Annotated in this window: 18 protein-coding genes; 3 read left to right on the forward strand and 15 right to left on the reverse strand. The window is 39.9% G+C overall.

Translation table 11 applies throughout. The features are described from left to right. Nucleotides 1-56 precede the first annotated feature (56 nt). Nucleotides 57-1,250 carry a GTP-binding protein gene (locus tag PQ477_RS04705; protein WP_490723216.1) on the reverse strand — a complete coding sequence of 398 codons (1,194 nt, stop codon included), beginning with the start codon at nt 1,248-1,250 and terminating at the stop codon, nt 57-59. 279 nt (nt 1,251-1,529) lie between these two features. Between PQ477_RS04705 and PQ477_RS04710 the strand changes: the two genes are divergently transcribed. Continuing rightward, nucleotides 1,530-3,695, forward strand: a complete 2,166-nt coding sequence (locus PQ477_RS04710; protein ID WP_210244246.1) for an anthranilate synthase component I — start codon at nt 1,530-1,532, stop codon at nt 3,693-3,695. A gap of 61 nt (nt 3,696-3,756) precedes the next feature. Here the strand turns inward: PQ477_RS04710 and PQ477_RS04715 are convergent, their stop codons facing one another. Then, complete coding sequence (locus PQ477_RS04715) at nt 3,757-4,143, reverse strand: DUF2500 domain-containing protein (RefSeq protein ID WP_210244247.1); 387 nt, start codon at nt 4,141-4,143, stop codon at nt 3,757-3,759. Between the two features lie 476 nt (nt 4,144-4,619). Here PQ477_RS04715 and PQ477_RS04720 point away from each other — a divergent pair, with 476 nt between their 5' ends. Further along, nucleotides 4,620-5,978: a hypothetical protein gene (locus PQ477_RS04720; RefSeq protein WP_274273547.1), complete on the forward strand. Its 1,359-nt coding sequence runs from the start codon at nt 4,620-4,622 to the stop codon at nt 5,976-5,978. A 141-nt stretch (nt 5,979-6,119) separates the two neighbouring features. On the opposite strand, the gene PQ477_RS04725 is transcribed toward PQ477_RS04720, so the two are convergent. The 3 genes from PQ477_RS04725 to PQ477_RS04735 all read right to left on the reverse strand — a co-directional run bounded on the left by PQ477_RS04725 (nt 6,120) and on the right by PQ477_RS04735 (nt 8,942). Then, entirely contained in the window at nt 6,120-7,328 is a 1,209-nt protein-coding gene (locus tag PQ477_RS04725) for an MFS transporter (protein ID WP_035394975.1), read from the reverse strand. 388 nt (nt 7,329-7,716) lie between these two features. Then, on the reverse strand, nt 7,717-8,433 hold the full coding sequence (locus tag PQ477_RS04730) for a class I SAM-dependent methyltransferase (RefSeq protein WP_144559941.1): 717 nt from the start codon (nt 8,431-8,433) through the stop codon (nt 7,717-7,719). Nucleotides 8,434-8,447: 14 nt separating this feature from the next. Continuing rightward, complete coding sequence (locus PQ477_RS04735; RefSeq protein ID WP_035394973.1) at nt 8,448-8,942, reverse strand: GNAT family N-acetyltransferase; 495 nt, start codon at nt 8,940-8,942, stop codon at nt 8,448-8,450. Nucleotides 8,943-9,024: 82 nt separating this feature from the next. Between PQ477_RS04735 and PQ477_RS04740 the strand changes: the two genes are divergently transcribed. After that, entirely contained in the window at nt 9,025-9,312 is a 288-nt protein-coding gene (locus PQ477_RS04740; RefSeq protein WP_144559943.1) for a hypothetical protein, read from the forward strand. Nucleotides 9,313-9,317: 5 nt separating this feature from the next. Here PQ477_RS04740 and PQ477_RS04745 read toward each other — a convergent pair whose 3' ends face one another. The 10 genes from PQ477_RS04745 to PQ477_RS04790 all read right to left on the reverse strand — a co-directional run bounded on the left by PQ477_RS04745 (nt 9,318) and on the right by PQ477_RS04790 (nt 16,821). Continuing rightward, nucleotides 9,318-10,055, reverse strand: coding sequence for an AAA family ATPase (locus tag PQ477_RS04745; RefSeq protein WP_035394972.1), 738 nt, complete (start codon nt 10,053-10,055; stop codon nt 9,318-9,320). Between the two features lie 163 nt (nt 10,056-10,218). Then, on the reverse strand, nt 10,219-10,902 hold the full coding sequence (locus tag PQ477_RS04750; protein WP_060704691.1) for a hypothetical protein: 684 nt from the start codon (nt 10,900-10,902) through the stop codon (nt 10,219-10,221). Then, nucleotides 10,899-11,768 carry an ATP-binding cassette domain-containing protein gene (locus PQ477_RS04755; RefSeq protein ID WP_274273036.1) on the reverse strand — a complete coding sequence of 290 codons (870 nt, stop codon included), beginning with the start codon at nt 11,766-11,768 and terminating at the stop codon, nt 10,899-10,901. The genes PQ477_RS04750 and PQ477_RS04755 overlap by 4 nt, the downstream gene beginning before the upstream one ends. Beyond that, nucleotides 11,765-12,139, reverse strand: a complete 375-nt coding sequence (locus PQ477_RS04760) for a GntR family transcriptional regulator (RefSeq protein ID WP_274273037.1) — start codon at nt 12,137-12,139, stop codon at nt 11,765-11,767. The genes PQ477_RS04755 and PQ477_RS04760 overlap by 4 nt, the downstream gene beginning before the upstream one ends. 252 nt (nt 12,140-12,391) lie before the next feature. Next, nucleotides 12,392-13,498 (reverse strand): CAP domain-containing protein, encoded by a 1,107-nt coding sequence (locus tag PQ477_RS04765; protein WP_274273038.1) that lies wholly within the window; start codon nt 13,496-13,498, stop codon nt 12,392-12,394. 329 nt (nt 13,499-13,827) lie between these two features. Beyond that, nucleotides 13,828-14,013 (reverse strand): hypothetical protein, encoded by a 186-nt coding sequence (locus PQ477_RS04770; RefSeq protein ID WP_035394967.1) that lies wholly within the window; start codon nt 14,011-14,013, stop codon nt 13,828-13,830. A 51-nt stretch (nt 14,014-14,064) separates the two neighbouring features. Next, nucleotides 14,065-15,333, reverse strand: coding sequence for an MFS transporter (locus tag PQ477_RS04775; RefSeq protein WP_274273039.1), 1,269 nt, complete (start codon nt 15,331-15,333; stop codon nt 14,065-14,067). A gap of 61 nt (nt 15,334-15,394) precedes the next feature. Further along, complete coding sequence (locus tag PQ477_RS04780) at nt 15,395-15,997, reverse strand: TetR/AcrR family transcriptional regulator (protein ID WP_144559958.1); 603 nt, start codon at nt 15,995-15,997, stop codon at nt 15,395-15,397. 117 nt (nt 15,998-16,114) lie between these two features. Next, the gene (locus PQ477_RS04785; RefSeq protein ID WP_246117072.1) at nt 16,115-16,588 is read right to left on the reverse strand and encodes an Asp23/Gls24 family envelope stress response protein; all 474 of its coding nucleotides are present in this window, start codon (nt 16,586-16,588) and stop codon (nt 16,115-16,117) included. Between the two features lie 23 nt (nt 16,589-16,611). Beyond that, nucleotides 16,612-16,821: a DUF2273 domain-containing protein gene (locus tag PQ477_RS04790; RefSeq protein WP_035394964.1), complete on the reverse strand. Its 210-nt coding sequence runs from the start codon at nt 16,819-16,821 to the stop codon at nt 16,612-16,614. Between the last annotated feature and the right edge of the window lie 6 nt (nt 16,822-16,827).

Here is a 16,827-nt window from a genome sequence, read left to right on the forward strand (position 1 = left end):
ACCCGCTTTTTTCCTCTAGATTCAATCTCCCGACACCCTTCTTAAGTAGAGTTTACCTACTGTTGCACAACCCAATTAAATGGATCGGGGAGTTTGGTCCAATCTTGTTGATACTCTTCTTCTGTTAAAAGACACGCCTCTAACTCGTTTATAATGTCTTCTTTATTCATTCCCATTCCAATAAGGACCATTTTTGTATGGCGATCGCCGAATGTTGCATCCCAGTCTTTTGCCACTTCTCGATTCACTGCTAAAATTTGTTGTTGCTGCTCTTTAGGTAAAGCAGCTACCCAATACGTTACAGGTTCAATTGATACAGACGAACCAGCTTGTGAAAATAATAAGGCATAGTCATTTCTTGTTGCACACCAGACAATGCCTTTTGCACGAACAACTGATTGTGGCATAGACTCGCACCACTTATCCAATCGCTCTGCGTGAAACGGTCGTTTGCTTTCAAACACAAAGGAAGAAATTCCATACTCCTCCGTCTCAGGGGTATGATTTTCTGGGCCAAGCTCTAATTCTTTTAACCAACCAGCCGACTCACTCGCTTTGTCAAAGTCGAATAAACCTGTATTCAAAATCTCCTTAATCGGAACCTCAGCTCGAGTCGAACGTAAAAGCTTTGCATCCGGTTGTAGCTTTTTAAGAACCTGTTCTAGTTGCAAGAGCTGCTCTTCTGAAACAAGGTCACATTTGTTAAGAACGAGCACATCACAGAATTCAATCTGATCAATAAGTAAGTCGGCAACCTCTCGGTAATCCTCTTCGCCTACTTCTTGTTTCCGTTCGATCAACGACTCACCTGATTCAAAGTCATGCCAGAAGCGATTTGCATCGACAACGGTAACCATGGTATCTAACGTACAAAAACGACTAAGGTCTATTCCTAACTCTTCGTCAACGTAACTAAATGTATGTGCAACTGGTATCGGTTCACTAATTCCTGAGGATTCAATTACGATATAGTCAATGTCTCCTTGCTTAGAAAGACGCTCAACTTCTACTAATAGATCCTCACGTAATGTACAACAGATGCATCCATTAGATAATTCTACGAGCTTCTCGTCTGTTCTTGAGAATCCCCCTTGCTTTTCAACAAGTTCAGAATCAATATTTACTTCACTCATATCGTTCACGATAACAGCTACCTTTAAGCCATCTCGATTATGTAGGACATGATTTAATAAAGTGGTTTTACCTGAACCAAGGTAACCACTTAACACTGTCACTGGTATTTTTTTCATCATTAGCATCTCCTCATCTCAAATCGTAATGATTACGATTTATAATACAGTAGTTACCTATCGTTGACAACCCTTTTTTACTAAAACAATTCTTGTAATTCCTTCATAGCTGTAATAGAATGTGTAACAAGCATGAAAGAGTTTCATGCAAGATAAGTCGAGCAGAGTTTAGTGAGTAGAGCAGAGATGAGTAGAGCAAACGATTATAAAAGGGCATTGCCCTATTTATTTGCTGATGCTTTCTCTGTATACAAACGTATACAAAGGAGGTTTTTTAGTGTGAGTATTCTATCCACATTGAAAACAAATGAAAAAACAAAACATTATCTTACAGACGGACAAATCCTCGTTACAAGGAAGATTGAAACCGTCTCCCCAACGAAAATTGACTCAGACATCTTGCCACAAATTGACGCTGTAAAAGGCGCTGTTTTTTCAAGTAGCTTTGAATTTACAGGGCGTTATTCAAGATGGGATGTTGCCTTTTTACGTCCCCCCCTTGAAATAAGCTTTTCAAATAACCGTTATTCCATTAACGCCCTTAATGAACGAGGCAAATTTCTATTAGAACTGGTGCGTACTCATTTTTTGAACAGTCGTTTTGATTTTATTCGTGGCTTTGACGACCAACAAACGAGTTTACATGGAACGATTCCAGCTACATCCGCTATTCAAAATGAGGAAGACCGCACCAAACAACCTTCCATCTTTCAAATCATTCGAGAACTGAAACAACTTTTTGCATCCGATGAAGATCAATTCTTCGGTTTATATGGCGCATTCGGGTTTGACCTTATTTATCAATTTGAACAGCTTGCGAAAGAAAAAAAACGCCCAGACGATCAAAAGGATCTCGTTCTCTATTTACCTGATGAATTAACCATTGTAGACCATCATTTATCGATCGCCTATACCCTTTCTTATGACGTTCAGGTCAATAACGAATCGACGAATCACTTGGAAAGAACGGGTCAGTGTATCCCCTATGAACGAGGAACCATCTCCCGGGAAACGCCCTACAAAAAAGGCTATTACGCTGATCTTGTTAAGAAAGCTATCCCTTCATTTCACGCAGGCGACTTATTTGAAGTAGTACCAACCCAAGTACTTGAAAAATCACTTGTCTTAACACCTTCAGAAGTATTTCAACAGTTACGTGATATTAACCCGAGTCCGTATGGCTTTATTATTAATCTTGGTGAAGAGTATCTCGTTGGGGCCTCACCTGAAATGTTTGTACGAGTGCAAGGGCAACAGGTAGAAACCTGTCCAATATCTGGCACCATTCGTCGTGGTAAAGACCCACTCGAAGACGCACAAAATATAAAAAAACTACTAAACTCTAAAAAAGACGAAACTGAACTAACGATGTGTACAGACGTTGACCGGAATGATAAGGCACGTATTTGCTTGCCAGGCTCTATAGAAGTAATCGGACGCAGACAAGTAGAAACGTATGCGCGACTCTTTCATACAGTCGATCACATTATTGGTGAAATGCGTGACGAATATGACGCCTTGGATGCGTTTATGACACACATGTGGGCTGTTACCGTTACAGGAGCACCAAAAATTGAGGCATTACGCTGGATTGAGAAAAACGAAGAGACTCCGCGAGGTTGGTATGGAGGCGCGGTTGGCTGGTTCGCCTTTAACGGTGACTTAAATACAGGCTTAACCTTACGAACTACAGCGATTAAAAACAATACTGCAACGTTACGAGTAGGTGCAACACTCTTGCATACATCTGATCCAGAAGACGAAGAGGAAGAAACACTGGTGAAAGTTTCTGCTCTGGCGGAAGCTGTATCCCCACAAAGCCATGAGCCAAGAACACCACATGTGTTTCAGCAATCCGGTAAAGGCAAAAGCGTCCTTATCATTGATCATGAGGATTCGTTTGTTCATACCCTCGGCAGTTATTTCAAACAAACAGGTGCGACCGTTTCGACAACACGATCCGTTCATGCACGAGATTTTCTCAATCGGGACTCCTATGATTTAGTCGTTCTTTCTCCCGGTCCAGGCACACCTAAACGATTCGGACTATCAGACACCATTTCTCTTTGTGTAGAAAAAGACATTCCGATTTTCGGTGTTTGTTTAGGCTTTCAAGGTATCGTTGAACATTTTAAAGGTGAGCTCGGTCTACTTGATACGCCATGCCACGGAGAACAATCAGACGTCTTTGTTCAACATGGAGATGGACTCTTTCGCAATGTCGCAAAACAAATTAGCGTCGGGCGCTATCATTCCATTTACGCAAAAACGTTGCCAGACTGCTTACGCTTAGAGGCGACAACAGCTGACCATATCCCAATGGCCGTTCAGCATAAGCATTTACCAATCGCAGGCGTTCAATTTCATCCTGAATCCATTTTAAGCAAATCTGGAGAGGTTGGCTTGCAGCTTATTCAAAACGTCATGGCAAAATTATGCGTGTAACAAAGAGGCCGATGAATTCATCGGCCTCTTTGTTTAGCTTCTGTTCCTAGAGCCAACCGTGTCACCGTCTTTCGAAACTTAGAAAGCGTGTGCCTTGAAATGTCAGCGTTCCAACGTCTCTCTCAGCAAGCAATCCATACTGACTACTCGTTATAGAAAACTCTAACCGGTCCCCACCCTCAAATTGGAAGGTGGCATAATAAAAAGTGGAAGCATGGTATGAGGAATGCTCATGATGATGAGACGTTCCCTGACGAACGTCGGATCGCTTTGATGTGACAATTGCGTCTACTCGTAACTTAGGAGATTGATTGTTTGTGTTCCATTCTTTTAACCCTCTAACGCCCACACTAATAAAAATAACTAGAACAATCGCAAAAATACTAAAAAACACCACTGGAAATAGTGAGAAAAACCAGTCCCCTCCGGTTTCAAAACTATCATACATGTACATCCCCCCTATCATTACGTATCATACGATATTTGACATACAATCGGTTCAAAATAAACAATGGCATCAAAAAAAGTGCCGCAGAAGCACTTCGCTTTTTTAATTCAGCTTTTTCTTAATCAAGCTTGCGCTAGTAAAAAAAACAAACGCCAGTATTCCTAAAAGGACTTCGAATACGATTATTCGTTCCGTATTAAAAAGATAAGAGGAACAAATCAAAAGAAGAACGATACTAATAGAGAAAACGAGACCACTTAGAATAATCGAAACAGTAGACCATTCTTTCATACTACCACCCACTTTTTACCTTTTTACCCTTTTCTAATATATTATAGCACAAGTATCTTATTTGCTATTTCCGTACATACTGCACCCCACTCTAGGCACATGCATATGCTACAGCAACAACTTTATTGTAGAAAGGACTCTGATGAAGGGTGTTGACGCTTCCACATTGGCTTTATCTCTTTGGCATGTTACTCATTATCGGCACCATGCTCGTTCGAAAAAATGTCGTTGTCCCTGCCATTATTATGACGTTTCTACTAGGGGTCGCCTATACAGGTGCTATCACCACCGGTGTCCAAACGGTTTTCTCAGCTAGCCTTATTGCGGCAGGTGAGCTATTCAGTATTTTTCTCATCATTGCCGTCATGTCTGCTCTTTTACAAGGACTTGAAGCCATCGGTGCGAACAAACAAATGATCCAACCGATTGGAAAGATCATGATTAACGGTCATATCTCGTATCTTATTATTATACTCGTTACGTATATCATTTCACTATTCTTTTGGCCAACGCCAGCTGTTCCATTAGTTGGGGCGTTGCTACTACCTGTTGCTATACGTGCTGGACTCCCACCTATTGCTGGGGCTGCGGCAATTGTTCTGGCGGGGCAAGGAATGGCTCTTTCTTCTGACTATATGATTCAAATTGCGCCAATGCTCAGCGCTACAGCAGCTGGTGTTGAGGTGCAGGCCGTTGCGGACCAGGCACTGATTCTTTCTCTCCTTACTGGAGTAACTGCCATTTTGCTTGCCTATTTATTTCTTAGACGCCACATTAAGCGGAAAGACGACCGTCATTTAACGAAATGGATGCAAGGCGTTACTCAAATAAAAACTGACGTACGAGTCACGTGGAAATCAAAGCTTTTTGCCTTTGTTGTACCACTATGCTTTCTTTTAGTTGTTGGCTATATGCTCTATACAGCCTTTTTCACCAACTTATCTTTAGAAGGCGGTGCAGGGGCTGCTTTAGTAGGAGGATTAGCATTACTCTTACTCATTTTAACGAGTCTCGTTCATAAACCAAAGCAAGTGTTTGATTCTGTAAGTGATCATCTTGTAGACGGATTTTTATTTGCCTTTAGAGCAATGGGACCAGTTATTCCCATTGCAGGATTTTTCTTTTTAGGAAGTAGCGACTTTTCATCGGCTATTTTGCAAACAGATGCTTCTCCAGCTTTTCTTTTTGAATTGGTCTCAGCTGGTCAACCGTTTATTCCAGAATCCGGTGGTTGGACGGCATTTGGTATTTTACTAATTGGAATGATCACAGGTCTCGATGGATCTGGCTTTTCTGGCCTACCCCTTACAGGCGCACTTGCTGGTGCTCTCGGTCCAGTATCTGGGATGGATCCAGTCACTTTAGCGGCAATTGGACAAATGGGGGCAGTTTGGGTTGGCGGTGGTACGCTGATTGCCTGGTCTTCCCTAGTAGCGGTTGCTGGTGTATCACGGGTACCAGCACAGGAGATTGTTCGGGTTTGCTTCCTCCCAGTTATCATCGGGTTGATCGTTTCAACCCTTTTCGCCATCCTATTTTTTTAATTCACATGGACCGTTCACTTAAATGCACTTGCACGTTTGAAAACAATTGCTCATGCCTTCCTCTCTTAAAAAACGAATTTACCATACGCTGCTAGCAAAACAGCGTATGGTTTCTTACGTTAAAGAGACCATCCTTTTTAACTATTCATTTTCATAGTACGATTTTTTCCCTTTATTCATCACAACCGTATACATGTAAAAGCCAAACAAGAGAAACGCAACCGAACTAAAAATGTAGACAGGACGAATGGCAATCCATTCTGCAAAGATACCGATCAACGCAACCGCAACAATAGTGAATCCTGCTTCAATCATACCAACAAGATTCGTAAATCGCCCCATAATTGATACCGGAATATGGTGTTGGTAAAATGTCAGAAACCCTATATGGGCGAATGTAATGGCAAATGTCACGATGAAAACACCAATTGCAGCAATTAGAAACGTGTGGGAGAACGCAAAAATTAAATAGCCAATCGGTGCAACCACTGCTCCAACTCCTATTAATACGTTGATTTTAAACACCTTCGCAAACCAAGCATTTAAGAGTGAGCTTGCGACCATTCCTAAACCAGCAATAGCGACTAGAAAACCATACGTACTCTCAGAAAAAAGTAGCACTGTCCTTGCAAATGCTGCCTCGATGGAGTCAATTCCTGCTAAAAAGACAACAAACCCTCCAAATAAGAGATACACCCATGTCACATGTGTATGTTTTTGTCCAAAAGCCACAACCATCTTCCAATCTTCTTTCATTACAGCAAGCGTTACTCTTTCATAGACTACTTCTTCATCTTTGGAATCGAGATTTGGGAGTAGCATAATGACAAACGCTGACAATAGTAAGGCAATCGCATTCACAAAAATAGCCATATTTGGTGAACTGACGATAAAAAGCACCCCTGCAATCGAGGGTCCGAGTATAAAGCCACTGGACTCGATAAAATTTCGCAATGAGTTAAAGCGTTGCCTCTCCCTTTTCGGAATTAATTTTGTCATGTAAACAATCGCAGTTGATCCAAACATCGAGCTTCCCATATTAATCAACAAAACAACGGCATAAATCAAAACCAATGAATTCAAAAATGGTAAACAGAAGATAAGGCATGCTCGCACAATATCTAACGTTATCATGAGCGTTCGTTTGTTTAACCGATCAATATACGAACCCGCCCACACATCGGTTAAAAGGGTAGCGAGGGGAATTAGTACATACAAAATCCCAACTGCTAAGGGTGAGTTTCCTGTCATTGATAACACCGTTAAATTTAAAGCAAGTAGGTAAACCCATGCACCTACATTTGAAATTCCAACACCAACTAACAAAAGTATAGGGTCTTTCCAGTTCATGTAGCACCACTCCTAATCGTTTTTTTGAACAACGAAAAAAAGTCTCACCTCCCAAGGTTTCATAACCTTGGGGGCGAGACTTCGGATTGTTAGAAGTTTCGCGGTGCCACCCCAGTTTGTTATTGTATCGCTACAACAACCTTTTCAAGTACGTCACATGTAAGTATGTGGTTATACTCTATCTCTATAACGGGAGAACCCGGCACACCATCACTTTCAAATGAATTGAAAGATCCTTTGTACAGCTCAGAGACTTGTTTCCTTGTGCCATTACATTCTCCATTCCCACCACCAGGAGTTCTCTGTTATGCCTGTGCACAAGTACTCTTCTCATCGTCGCTTGTTTCGTTTTTTTATTATAGATATTTTTCTGAATAAAGTAAAGATATTATTTTATTCCATGAAAGATAAAGGATGAGCTTGTCGGGGTTGCTTTTTTAAACTCCCAGTCACCATAGCTATATACCGAAGAAAAACCCGCCTGTTCCAACGATTGTTGCAACGTTTCATGACTTCTGAACTTTAGCTTCATTTTTTCAGTTACATAAACCTCTCCCGATTGCACTCCTTTTACCGTTTCGTAAAAGGTATAAACATCATCAATAAACCCATCATAGGTTGTCCAAATTTCTAAAGGCTCTCCTGTCTGTTCATGAACCGCAAGATCCGGCGTATCGTCTTGCTCCCACTGCTCCCACACCTTTGCTTCGGGATTACGTGAGTCAAAAATAAGATGACCACCCTTTTTCAAACCACGATAGGCATCTTGAAGCGTTTTCTTCCAGCTCTGCTCTGTAAGAAAAACTTGGGCAACATTTGCTGTTAACACAACCACATCGTATGTTTCCTCTTTTAACGTTGAACTATCACCAAGAACCCAATTAACCTCTTTTCCACGCCATTTCTTTTTTGCGTAAGCAAGCGCTTCTTCATTCGGATCAATCCCTGTTACATCATAGCCTCTTTCTACATAATGAACCGTTAGCCGTCCTGTACCGCAGCCTAAATCAGCTACTACATGCACATTTGCTTTTTCTAATAAGGAAAGAATAAATTCGTCATCTTTTCCAAAACGATTCAGTTGATCATAGACTAAAGGAATCATGAAAGTCCCCCTATTTAGAGCAGTTTATATAAGTAATATTCATTCACAGGCTCTCCATCCACTAGTAAGGAATGGATCTTTTCCCCTTCAACCGTAAATCCTAAATTGCGATACAGTTGGTAGGCTTTTGCATTTGTTTTCATAACGGTTAATTCTAAACGAGTCAGTTTCATCTCTTTCGCCCATTCGAATAACCGCTGAAATAACTTCGTCGCCACTCCTTTTCCTCGAAATGGTTCATCGACACCGATAACAATGTAGGCTGAATGACGTTTACGCTTCACTGTTCCACCGATCGCCATGATAAAGCCAATTAAGCTATCGTCTACTTCAGCCACAAATAATGCCGTGCTTTTTGTTTGAATGATTTGTTCAATCAATTCCTGTTGTTTCGCGACAGAGATGTTTTTTTCTTCAGGTTCAAACAACATATAGCCCGACGATTCGATTCGTTTACTTAGTGCCAAATAGTTCTCAGCGTCTTTTAACTCAATCGTCCTTATGTGCATCTTATCACCCTCTTACTAGCAATTGAAAAAAATGTAAGTTCCCCTTACAATGAAGATCAGTCGTCTTCTTGGAGGGAATGAAATGGCTTTACGTTTAACATCTATTATACTTCATGGTTTACTTGCGGTACTTGCCCTTGTCATTGGCCTAACGGCACTCTATTATCCTAGTAACATTTATGTAACACCGGTACCAAGCGTTTGGATTACGTTGCTTGTCCTCTATCTTATAATCATTATTGCTTCTACCTTTATACAACTGCAGCGCCCAAGCGGCGGTTTACTGGTCTTGTCCGTTTTGGTCCTTACGCTAGGTTTCTTTTCTATTCCAGTTGTCGCAGCATTTGTTGAATTCACCTTTCACTTATAAGAGAGTCATTCTTGGCTCTCTTCTTCATCATCACGTAGTAGTTCTTCAAGCATTGTCTTCCGATGTTGCAAAAAAGAACGTGTCACCTCATAAGCATTCGTATCTTCATATTGAACTTTTTTAATAGACGCTTTACCGAAATGAAAAATATCAGCATTTGGAAATCCAAGTAAGATAGGAGAATGTGTCGCAATAATAAATTGGCATTGTCCCTTTTTTGTTAAATCATGCAGAATGCGCAAGAATGAAAGCTGCCGCTGTGGAGAAAGAGCGGCTTCAGGCTCATCTAATAAATAAATTCCCTTCTGTCCAAACCGATTTGCAAAGAGCGAGAAAAACGATTCTCCATGTGATTGGTGATGAAGCGATTTGCCCCCATACGCGTTAAGGGCTTCAGGATGACTGTCTAAATAAGAGGCAAAGTGAAAAAAAGACTCAGCTCTGAAAAAGAATCCATTTGTTGCTTTAGGAAGCCACGATAATCGCAAATAATCGCCAAGTGAAGATTCAGAAGCATGAAGGTCATACACGTTGTTCCGACTTCCACCAGCCGTGTTAAACTCACATTTATCGGCAATCCCTTCTAATAACGTTGATTTGCCTGAACCATTTTCCCCAACAAAAAATGTAATCGGTGCTTCAATTTTGAGTTCATCCGTCCGTTTTACAAACGGAATGGAAAACGGGTAATCACTGTACGATGCAATACGTTCATGCTGAATTCGTATAGTACGTAAAAACATACCTTCCCCTCCAATCTCTCTACCCCATTTTCACACGAATATTCTCCTTAATCAATTGTACTGTATATAGAAAAAGACCTCCCCTTGAAAGGAAAGTCTCAATCTCATTACTCTTTTGTTCTTTGCAGGATAATTTTTAATTATCTTGCCTTCTTCCTTTCTTTTATCGAAGTGTCATGCGTTTTAACAACGGGTGACTAGTACTAAACGTCACCGCACCAATGAGAGCGAGCAAGAAAAACGACTCCAGAAACACGCCTTCATATAGCTGAGTAAACCAATTCATACTCACTTCTCTCACCACAGGAATTAATAGCAAAACACCCATAAAAGCAAGCGCAACATAAATGGGGATCATCCCGTATTGAAAACGCACCGTTCCGAGTAAATAGAATAGGCCTGCTAAAAGAATGGCAAACGTGATATCATATCCAATTCCATGTATCAATGTAAGCTCAGGAAATAGTTCTTGGAAACCGACAAGTGTCACATTTCCGCTTGAAAACACGTTACCAATCGCCGGTAATACAATAAGATAAACACGATGAAGACATTGACCGATTAGAATGGCCGCTAGAAGAATGATCAAACTAGAGAGAAAGAATTGAGTGCGTGTTGCTCCTAGTTTTAATGCATATTCAAGATTATTTTTCGTCAATTGAAAGCTATTGGCACATAGCCATACAAGGTATATTGGCCATACAAATAAAATGACAGTTGTTTCGGTTGCTACCGATGCAATCGCATAGCCTAAAACCAAAAAACCCGATAACACAAGCCAAAAGTAAAGAAATCCTTTCACCATATCGGAGAGAATGAGTTTATTGAGTACCATTAATTGATTCATATGACCGACTGCTCCTTTGCTGTGTAGTCAATGAAAAACTCTTGAAGCGGTAGTGACTGAACGCTGCAATTCATTGGTAACTCCAATTTCTGACCTTTATCTAAAAAAATGCCTACATTCGATTCAGATAAAAACGAATCTTCAGATATGATTTTGTAGACTGAACGATCAATTGTTTTCATGGCGTCTGTAGGACCTGTAATACGTAAGGCTCTTTCAGCTAGTTCTTCAACTGGCTCTTGTAATAACACTTGACCATGATTCACAAAGATAGCGTGTTCGAAAATGCTTTCCGTTTCTTCAATGAAATGTGTTGAAAATAAAATGATCCGAGGATGGTCGACGTAATCATCAATAATTTCTTTATATAGCTTTTTTCTAGCCGTCGCGTCCATACCTATATAGGGTTCGTCAAAGATTGTTAATGGCGCCCGGCTTGCTAAGCCAATACTCATATTTAGGGCTGAATTCATGCCTTTTGATAATTCAATTAAACGTTTGTTTAACGGTAAATCATATTCTTTTACAAGACGATGCAGTAATTCTCGGTTTAAATTTGGATAAAAAGCCTCTACGTGTTTCAAGACATCTTTTACTTTAAGCATCGGTTTGAAATTATCGCTTTCTTGAATAAAACATATGTGACGTAAAATAGAAGCATTATCAAAAGGGCTTTCACCGTTCACTTCTACAGTGCCACCATCCCAAGTAGACAATCCTGCCATGACATGCATAAACGTCGTTTTCCCTGCACCATTTGGTCCAAGAACAGCATATATGCCTACTTCATCAATCGCTATGTTTATATTCTTTAGAATGTCTTGCCCTTTTATCTGTTTTCTTACCTGATTTAGTTTAATATTCATACTCGCCTGCCCCTCTCATCATCAATTAGTTGTTTAATGTGCTCGTCACTTAAATCGATCTGCGTTGCCTCATCTAACAACGGTATAATGTAATTCTGCATAAACGATTCTTGCCTTTCTTCTATGAGCCTATCTCTTGCACCTTCCGCTACGAACATGCCAATTCCTCGCTTTTTATATAAGATCTTTTGGTCAACCAATAAGTTAATGCCTTTCGCTGCAGTTGCCGGATTAATCTGTAATTGCTTCGCAAATTCATTTGTGGAAGGAATTTGATCCCCTTCTTTTAACGCTCCACTAACAATCTCATTTGCTATCCGAACAGTTAGTTGCCTAAAAATCGGTTGATCACCGGAAAAAGAAAATACCATATCGTTTAACCTCCGGGGTTCGTTACTTATGTAACTAACCATATAACTTAAGAAAGTTTCTGTCAACATCTGGCTAAGTCGTTACATTTTCAAACAGTCTACTTTACTATTTCACTAAATCATTCTTCTAAGATTTATCTTTAATTGTAAATCTTTTAATATGATTGTTGTTATTTCAAAATAATAAAAACAGTTTATTTTAAAAACCGGCTCCCCCCAAAAAAAAGCTATGAACAAAACGTCCATAGCTTTTTATCTTGTATAAAATTTTTCAGTAAAAAACGGTTGGCCTTCTTCTCCAAACGCGACTCCAATTCCTACATTTTCAAATTGCGCGTTTAAAATCGCTTCACGGTGTCCTATTGAATTCATTAAACCTTCATGGGCATAAATACTGCTGAACTGTCCCATTGCAAGGTTTTCACCTGCGGTCCTAAAGCGAATGCCGTCTGCTTCCATGCGATCATAAGGAGACTGCCCCTCTAAATTCGTGTGATCAAAGTAGCGCTTTTCGGCCATGTCAGCACTATGCTTCCTTGCTGTGTAGCGCACATCTTCAGCCCAGAACAGAATCGGCAAACCGTGTGCGACTCTTTCTGCATTCATAACATCGAAAAGCTGATATTCGAATCCATCACGCAACGCCTCATCTTGATCTGCGTAAAGCGATCGCTTGTCTTGTTCAATATCATGATCCATGATCTGGATGCCTGTAACAGTCAAATCTCGATGTTCATCATAAAAAATCGTCACATAACTATCTTCAAGCTCAAACAGATCATACGCTTCTTCTTCGTTTAGTTTATAAGAAAACAGTCCTTTCCGTAGGACATCAATTGGCTCCCCTAATTGCTCTCGCACAACCTGTTGCTCCGTGCCATATGTGATACCGCTCTCTGAAGCCAGTAAGTCTTGATTTGTATAAAGACCTTTTGCGAGGTCGTTCTCATCATAAGAAACCATAAAGAAATTTTGATAATCTGAATGATACGCATACCACTCTAACCCATATTCATTTACAGTCACTCGTTCTGGCTCTCCAACCTCTTCCTCTACTTCTTGTCTCGTATCACCTAGCTCTATATTATGAACGGAAAAGAACGTGTCTTCAGGGTTCACAAGGTCTGGTGCTGGCGCTTCAACCGCGATTGCTTCCTCTTCAGGTTGTTCCTCAACAGGCAAGACAGCACGAAGGAAATCGTCAACAAATTCAAATGATAAATCAAAGGTTGTATCTCCGCTCCACTCTTGAATCGAATCAACAGACGAAGCAAGAGCCTTCTTTGCCGGTTCAAACCAAAATTCTCGTGTACTATAGGCAATGATCACTATAACAACACATACCAGTAATCGTTTCATACGGTCACGCCCTTATTTTCATCATACTTTTTCTATACTAGTAAAGGTAACCAACCTTCGTCTACTTCAAACCTTCACGTCTTCATTATAGGAGAACCTTAAACAAACAAGCAAAAGGAAAATAATAGAACAATGTGTGAGGCACAAACAAAATGCCTACCTGAGTCTCAAACCCCTCATTCTAAAAACTCTAACAGATCATAAGGCTGTTCAACACTTCTATGAGAAAAGCCAATGGGCACGTATTGAGACTCTTTTTATCCTACGACCAGTCGCTCGCCTTACACCTCAGACATAAAAAAGGAAGCTTCCTTTTTTCGGAGGCTTCTTTAGCTCTCTGTATCTACGTGATCATTTACTAATTCAAGCAAAACGAACATGCCAATGATGCCTCCACAAAAGCTTAAAATAACTAGCATAGGCAGTATACCTGTAAGCGTTGTTGCGAAAGAAAAGAGATAAGCCAGTACCACACATAGGAAAAGCGCACCTACTCCTTTAATAATCCCTTTCATGTCGTTCCAGTCCCTCCAAGTTTTTAGTATCATTCCCACTTCTTCCCGACACTAAACCTGTTCGTGGCAAGAGCGATCGACTGTCCTTTCAGCTTCCATGTTTCGAATAAATCGATAGAAGAGAATGATACTGCCTAAACCCATTAAACAGAACAAAAATGTCATGGAAGAAAAAGATAACCAATGACTTATTACTAGAAAAATACCTGCTCCACAAACACCAAGTAATAAAGCGATTTGATACCAACTCATATAAGTGCTACGTTCATGTTCTGGCACAATAGTTGCTAACATCGTTTGTTTGATTGGCATATAAAGAACTTCACCGATTGACGCAATAAACATAGCTATTATTAATAGGAATGGTGTAGTACTTATACTTAGAATAATGTACCCAATAAAGAATAGGAGCACCCCACCTAGCAAGGTTAGATATGGAGACCACTTTTTTGTCCATTTTGCAATACCAAGTGTTAAAAAGACAACAAGTATTGTATTCTCAACTTTTAATAAGCCAAGCATTCCTATTCCACTTGCTTCAGTAGGAAGAAGTGCCAACACTCCTTCCCCTTCACGAATTTCTTCTACGAATCGAATGCCTATGTAATTCGTCAGCTGTTCTTCCATTGCGACAACAAACAAACTAGCAAAGCAAAAGGTCAAGAATCCTCTTTCTCCTAAACGCCGAGCAAACGTTTTTTGAGTGGCTAATTTTGTTTGAGTGCGGTGCAATTCAGTTTCCTGCGGTAGCGTTTCTTGTATAAAAAAGATTGTCACAATAACAGCAGCCAAACTTGTACATGCAACGGAAAGTAGTAAGAAAAATAAGTATTCACTGAACAGCATAGCACCTAGTAAACTACCGATGGCGACACTAACATTTCCTAACCAGTATGAATAAGTATAAATAACTCGACGCTCATTGGGCTGACTGCAATCAAGAATTAAAGCTTGATAAATCGGGTTGACTGCTCCCGTACTAAATTGCGCTAGAAGAAAAAATAAAAACGTAGCTAACGCCGATGTCCCCCACGATCCATTAGCAACTGCTGCACCCAAATAGCTAATGACAATCATACTTTCGTACAGCAGAATGAGTTTTTTTCTGCCGTATCGATCCGCTGCGGGTCCTCCTATAAATGCTCCAGCGACACTTGCTAGAATAACAGCTATTAGCATAAATCCGCTTTTGATAACACCTAACTCTGCGGAAAAATAAATAATTAAGTAGGGAATCACCATCATCGTTGTTAACTTCGCCAAAAACATTAATAGTAATCGAATTTGAATAGTTCTTGAAAAAGATCGAAATGATAACAAAAGAACCTCTCCTCTCTAATTATGATTGATTAATCAATCATTTTTGTGGTAAAAAACGAACCTATTGTTCGATAGGTCCAAATAAATGTATAGCGGATTGCTTAAATGGTTCCCAAAAGCTACTGTATCTCGAGTCAGTCGTATTAATCCGAAGTCCTGTTAATAAGCTCGTGTACATTGTTGCCACAGTCATCGGATCTTGCTTGACTAGTACTTTTTTTTTCTGTCCATTCTCTACTAATATTTTGACTCGTTCACAAAATTCATCGTTAAATTCATCAAGTTTAGCAAATATTTCTGGGTATTTATGATACTGACCAATAATTTGAACAACTATAGTTAAGTAATGTTGAAGCCGGGCATACAAGTCAATATGTGTATGAATCATCTTTTTCAACTCAACGACAGGCTGAACCGCATTTGGGTTAAAGGATAAAACCTCTTCTTTAAATGCATCAATTGGTTCCACGACTACAGCATAAAATAAAGCATCTTTATCTTTGAAATAAGTAAATACACTTCCAAAACTAACATTTGCCGCTTCTGACACTTTTTTAATTGTTGTACCCTCAAACCCCAAGGTAGCAAATAAATCAGTTGCAGCAGTAAGTATGGTTGCTCGCTTTTTCTTCATGCTTTCACGTTGTTCATCTGATAGAGGCATCTGTCACACTCCTTTAACGGTTGATTAATCAATCAATCATTAAAAATGAGTATACACGACCTTTGAAGAGGTGTAAACAAAAAAGACTGTCAACAGTTGTCGACAGTCCTTTCACTATTATTCGACGCGATCACTATTGGAGCGATTTTTCGTTCCATTTCCATCTTTAAATTCTTCTCTAGTAAAGACATCTGCAACATTCATATTAAACTCAACAAGTTCTAAACCTGTCATTGTCTTAATATTTTCTGCTACTTCTCTCTTGATGGATTGATAAATTTTAGGAATTTCCTTGCCATACTCCACATAAACCTCTAGATCAATTGCCGCTTGTTTCTCGCCTACATCAGCGCTGATTCCTTTTGTGATATCCTCGTCCCCACCAAATGTTTCTTTGATGCTTGAGAAGAATGAACCACTCATTCCCAAAATACCGTCTGCTTTCATCGTTGCGATTGCAGTGATTTTCTTAATTACCTCTGTATCATACGTCAATCGATCACGATTTTTATTCTTTTCTTCTTGCTCTCTTTTCTCTTGCATGTACGTTTCATCTGTTTTTGTCGTTGATTTAACATTTGTTGTGCTCATTCAAATCATCTCCTTATTTGGATTTACTGCCGTTTACTAAAAAGGGCATCAAGATAGGCTGAAGCATTCAGGTCTCCGTCTGCCCATTTTCCTACTAAAAAACCAATTGTGATAAATATGCCAACGGCAACAGTGTACCAAAAGCCAATGGTAAAAAAGAGAACACTGAACACCGCTGCAATCACAAGACCGATTATACGTCCACGATACCGTTTTAACGTTTCTGGATTCATGCGCAC

The organism is Shouchella hunanensis, from assembly GCF_028735875.1.
GTDB classification, from domain to species: domain Bacteria; phylum Bacillota; class Bacilli; order Bacillales; family Bacillaceae_D; genus Shouchella; species Shouchella hunanensis.

What these genes read in the sequence shown, in the direction of transcription:
- PQ477_RS04740 (WP_144559943.1), top strand. Translation starts at nt 9,025, where the DNA reads ATGGCTTTACGTTTAACATCTATTATACTTCATGGTTTACTTGCGGTA.
- PQ477_RS04720 (WP_274273547.1), top strand. Translation starts at nt 4,620, where the DNA reads ATGTTACTCATTATCGGCACCATGCTCGTTCGAAAAAATGTCGTTGTC.
- PQ477_RS04770 (WP_035394967.1), bottom strand. Translation starts at nt 14,013, where the DNA reads ATGAAAGGGATTATTAAAGGAGTAGGTGCGCTTTTCCTATGTGTGGTA.
- PQ477_RS04785 (WP_246117072.1), bottom strand. Translation starts at nt 16,588, where the DNA reads ATGAGCACAACAAATGTTAAATCAACGACAAAAACAGATGAAACGTAC.
- PQ477_RS04790 (WP_035394964.1), bottom strand. Translation starts at nt 16,821, where the DNA reads ATGAATCCAGAAACGTTAAAACGGTATCGTGGACGTATAATCGGTCTT.
- PQ477_RS04735 (WP_035394973.1), bottom strand. Translation starts at nt 8,942, where the DNA reads ATGCACATAAGGACGATTGAGTTAAAAGACGCTGAGAACTATTTGGCA.
- PQ477_RS04745 (WP_035394972.1), bottom strand. Translation starts at nt 10,055, where the DNA reads ATGTTTTTACGTACTATACGAATTCAGCATGAACGTATTGCATCGTAC.
- PQ477_RS04705 (WP_490723216.1), bottom strand. Translation starts at nt 1,250, where the DNA reads ATGAAAAAAATACCAGTGACAGTGTTAAGTGGTTACCTTGGTTCAGGT.
- PQ477_RS04730 (WP_144559941.1), bottom strand. Translation starts at nt 8,433, where the DNA reads ATGATTCCTTTAGTCTATGATCAACTGAATCGTTTTGGAAAAGATGAC.
- PQ477_RS04715 (WP_210244247.1), bottom strand. Translation starts at nt 4,143, where the DNA reads ATGTATGATAGTTTTGAAACCGGAGGGGACTGGTTTTTCTCACTATTT.
- PQ477_RS04750 (WP_060704691.1), bottom strand. Translation starts at nt 10,902, where the DNA reads ATGAATCAATTAATGGTACTCAATAAACTCATTCTCTCCGATATGGTG.
- PQ477_RS04725 (WP_035394975.1), bottom strand. Translation starts at nt 7,328, where the DNA reads ATGAACTGGAAAGACCCTATACTTTTGTTAGTTGGTGTTGGAATTTCA.
- PQ477_RS04765 (WP_274273038.1), bottom strand. Translation starts at nt 13,498, where the DNA reads ATGAAACGATTACTGGTATGTGTTGTTATAGTGATCATTGCCTATAGT.
- PQ477_RS04755 (WP_274273036.1), bottom strand. Translation starts at nt 11,768, where the DNA reads ATGAATATTAAACTAAATCAGGTAAGAAAACAGATAAAAGGGCAAGAC.
- PQ477_RS04780 (WP_144559958.1), bottom strand. Translation starts at nt 15,997, where the DNA reads ATGCCTCTATCAGATGAACAACGTGAAAGCATGAAGAAAAAGCGAGCA.
- PQ477_RS04760 (WP_274273037.1), bottom strand. Translation starts at nt 12,139, where the DNA reads ATGGTATTTTCTTTTTCCGGTGATCAACCGATTTTTAGGCAACTAACT.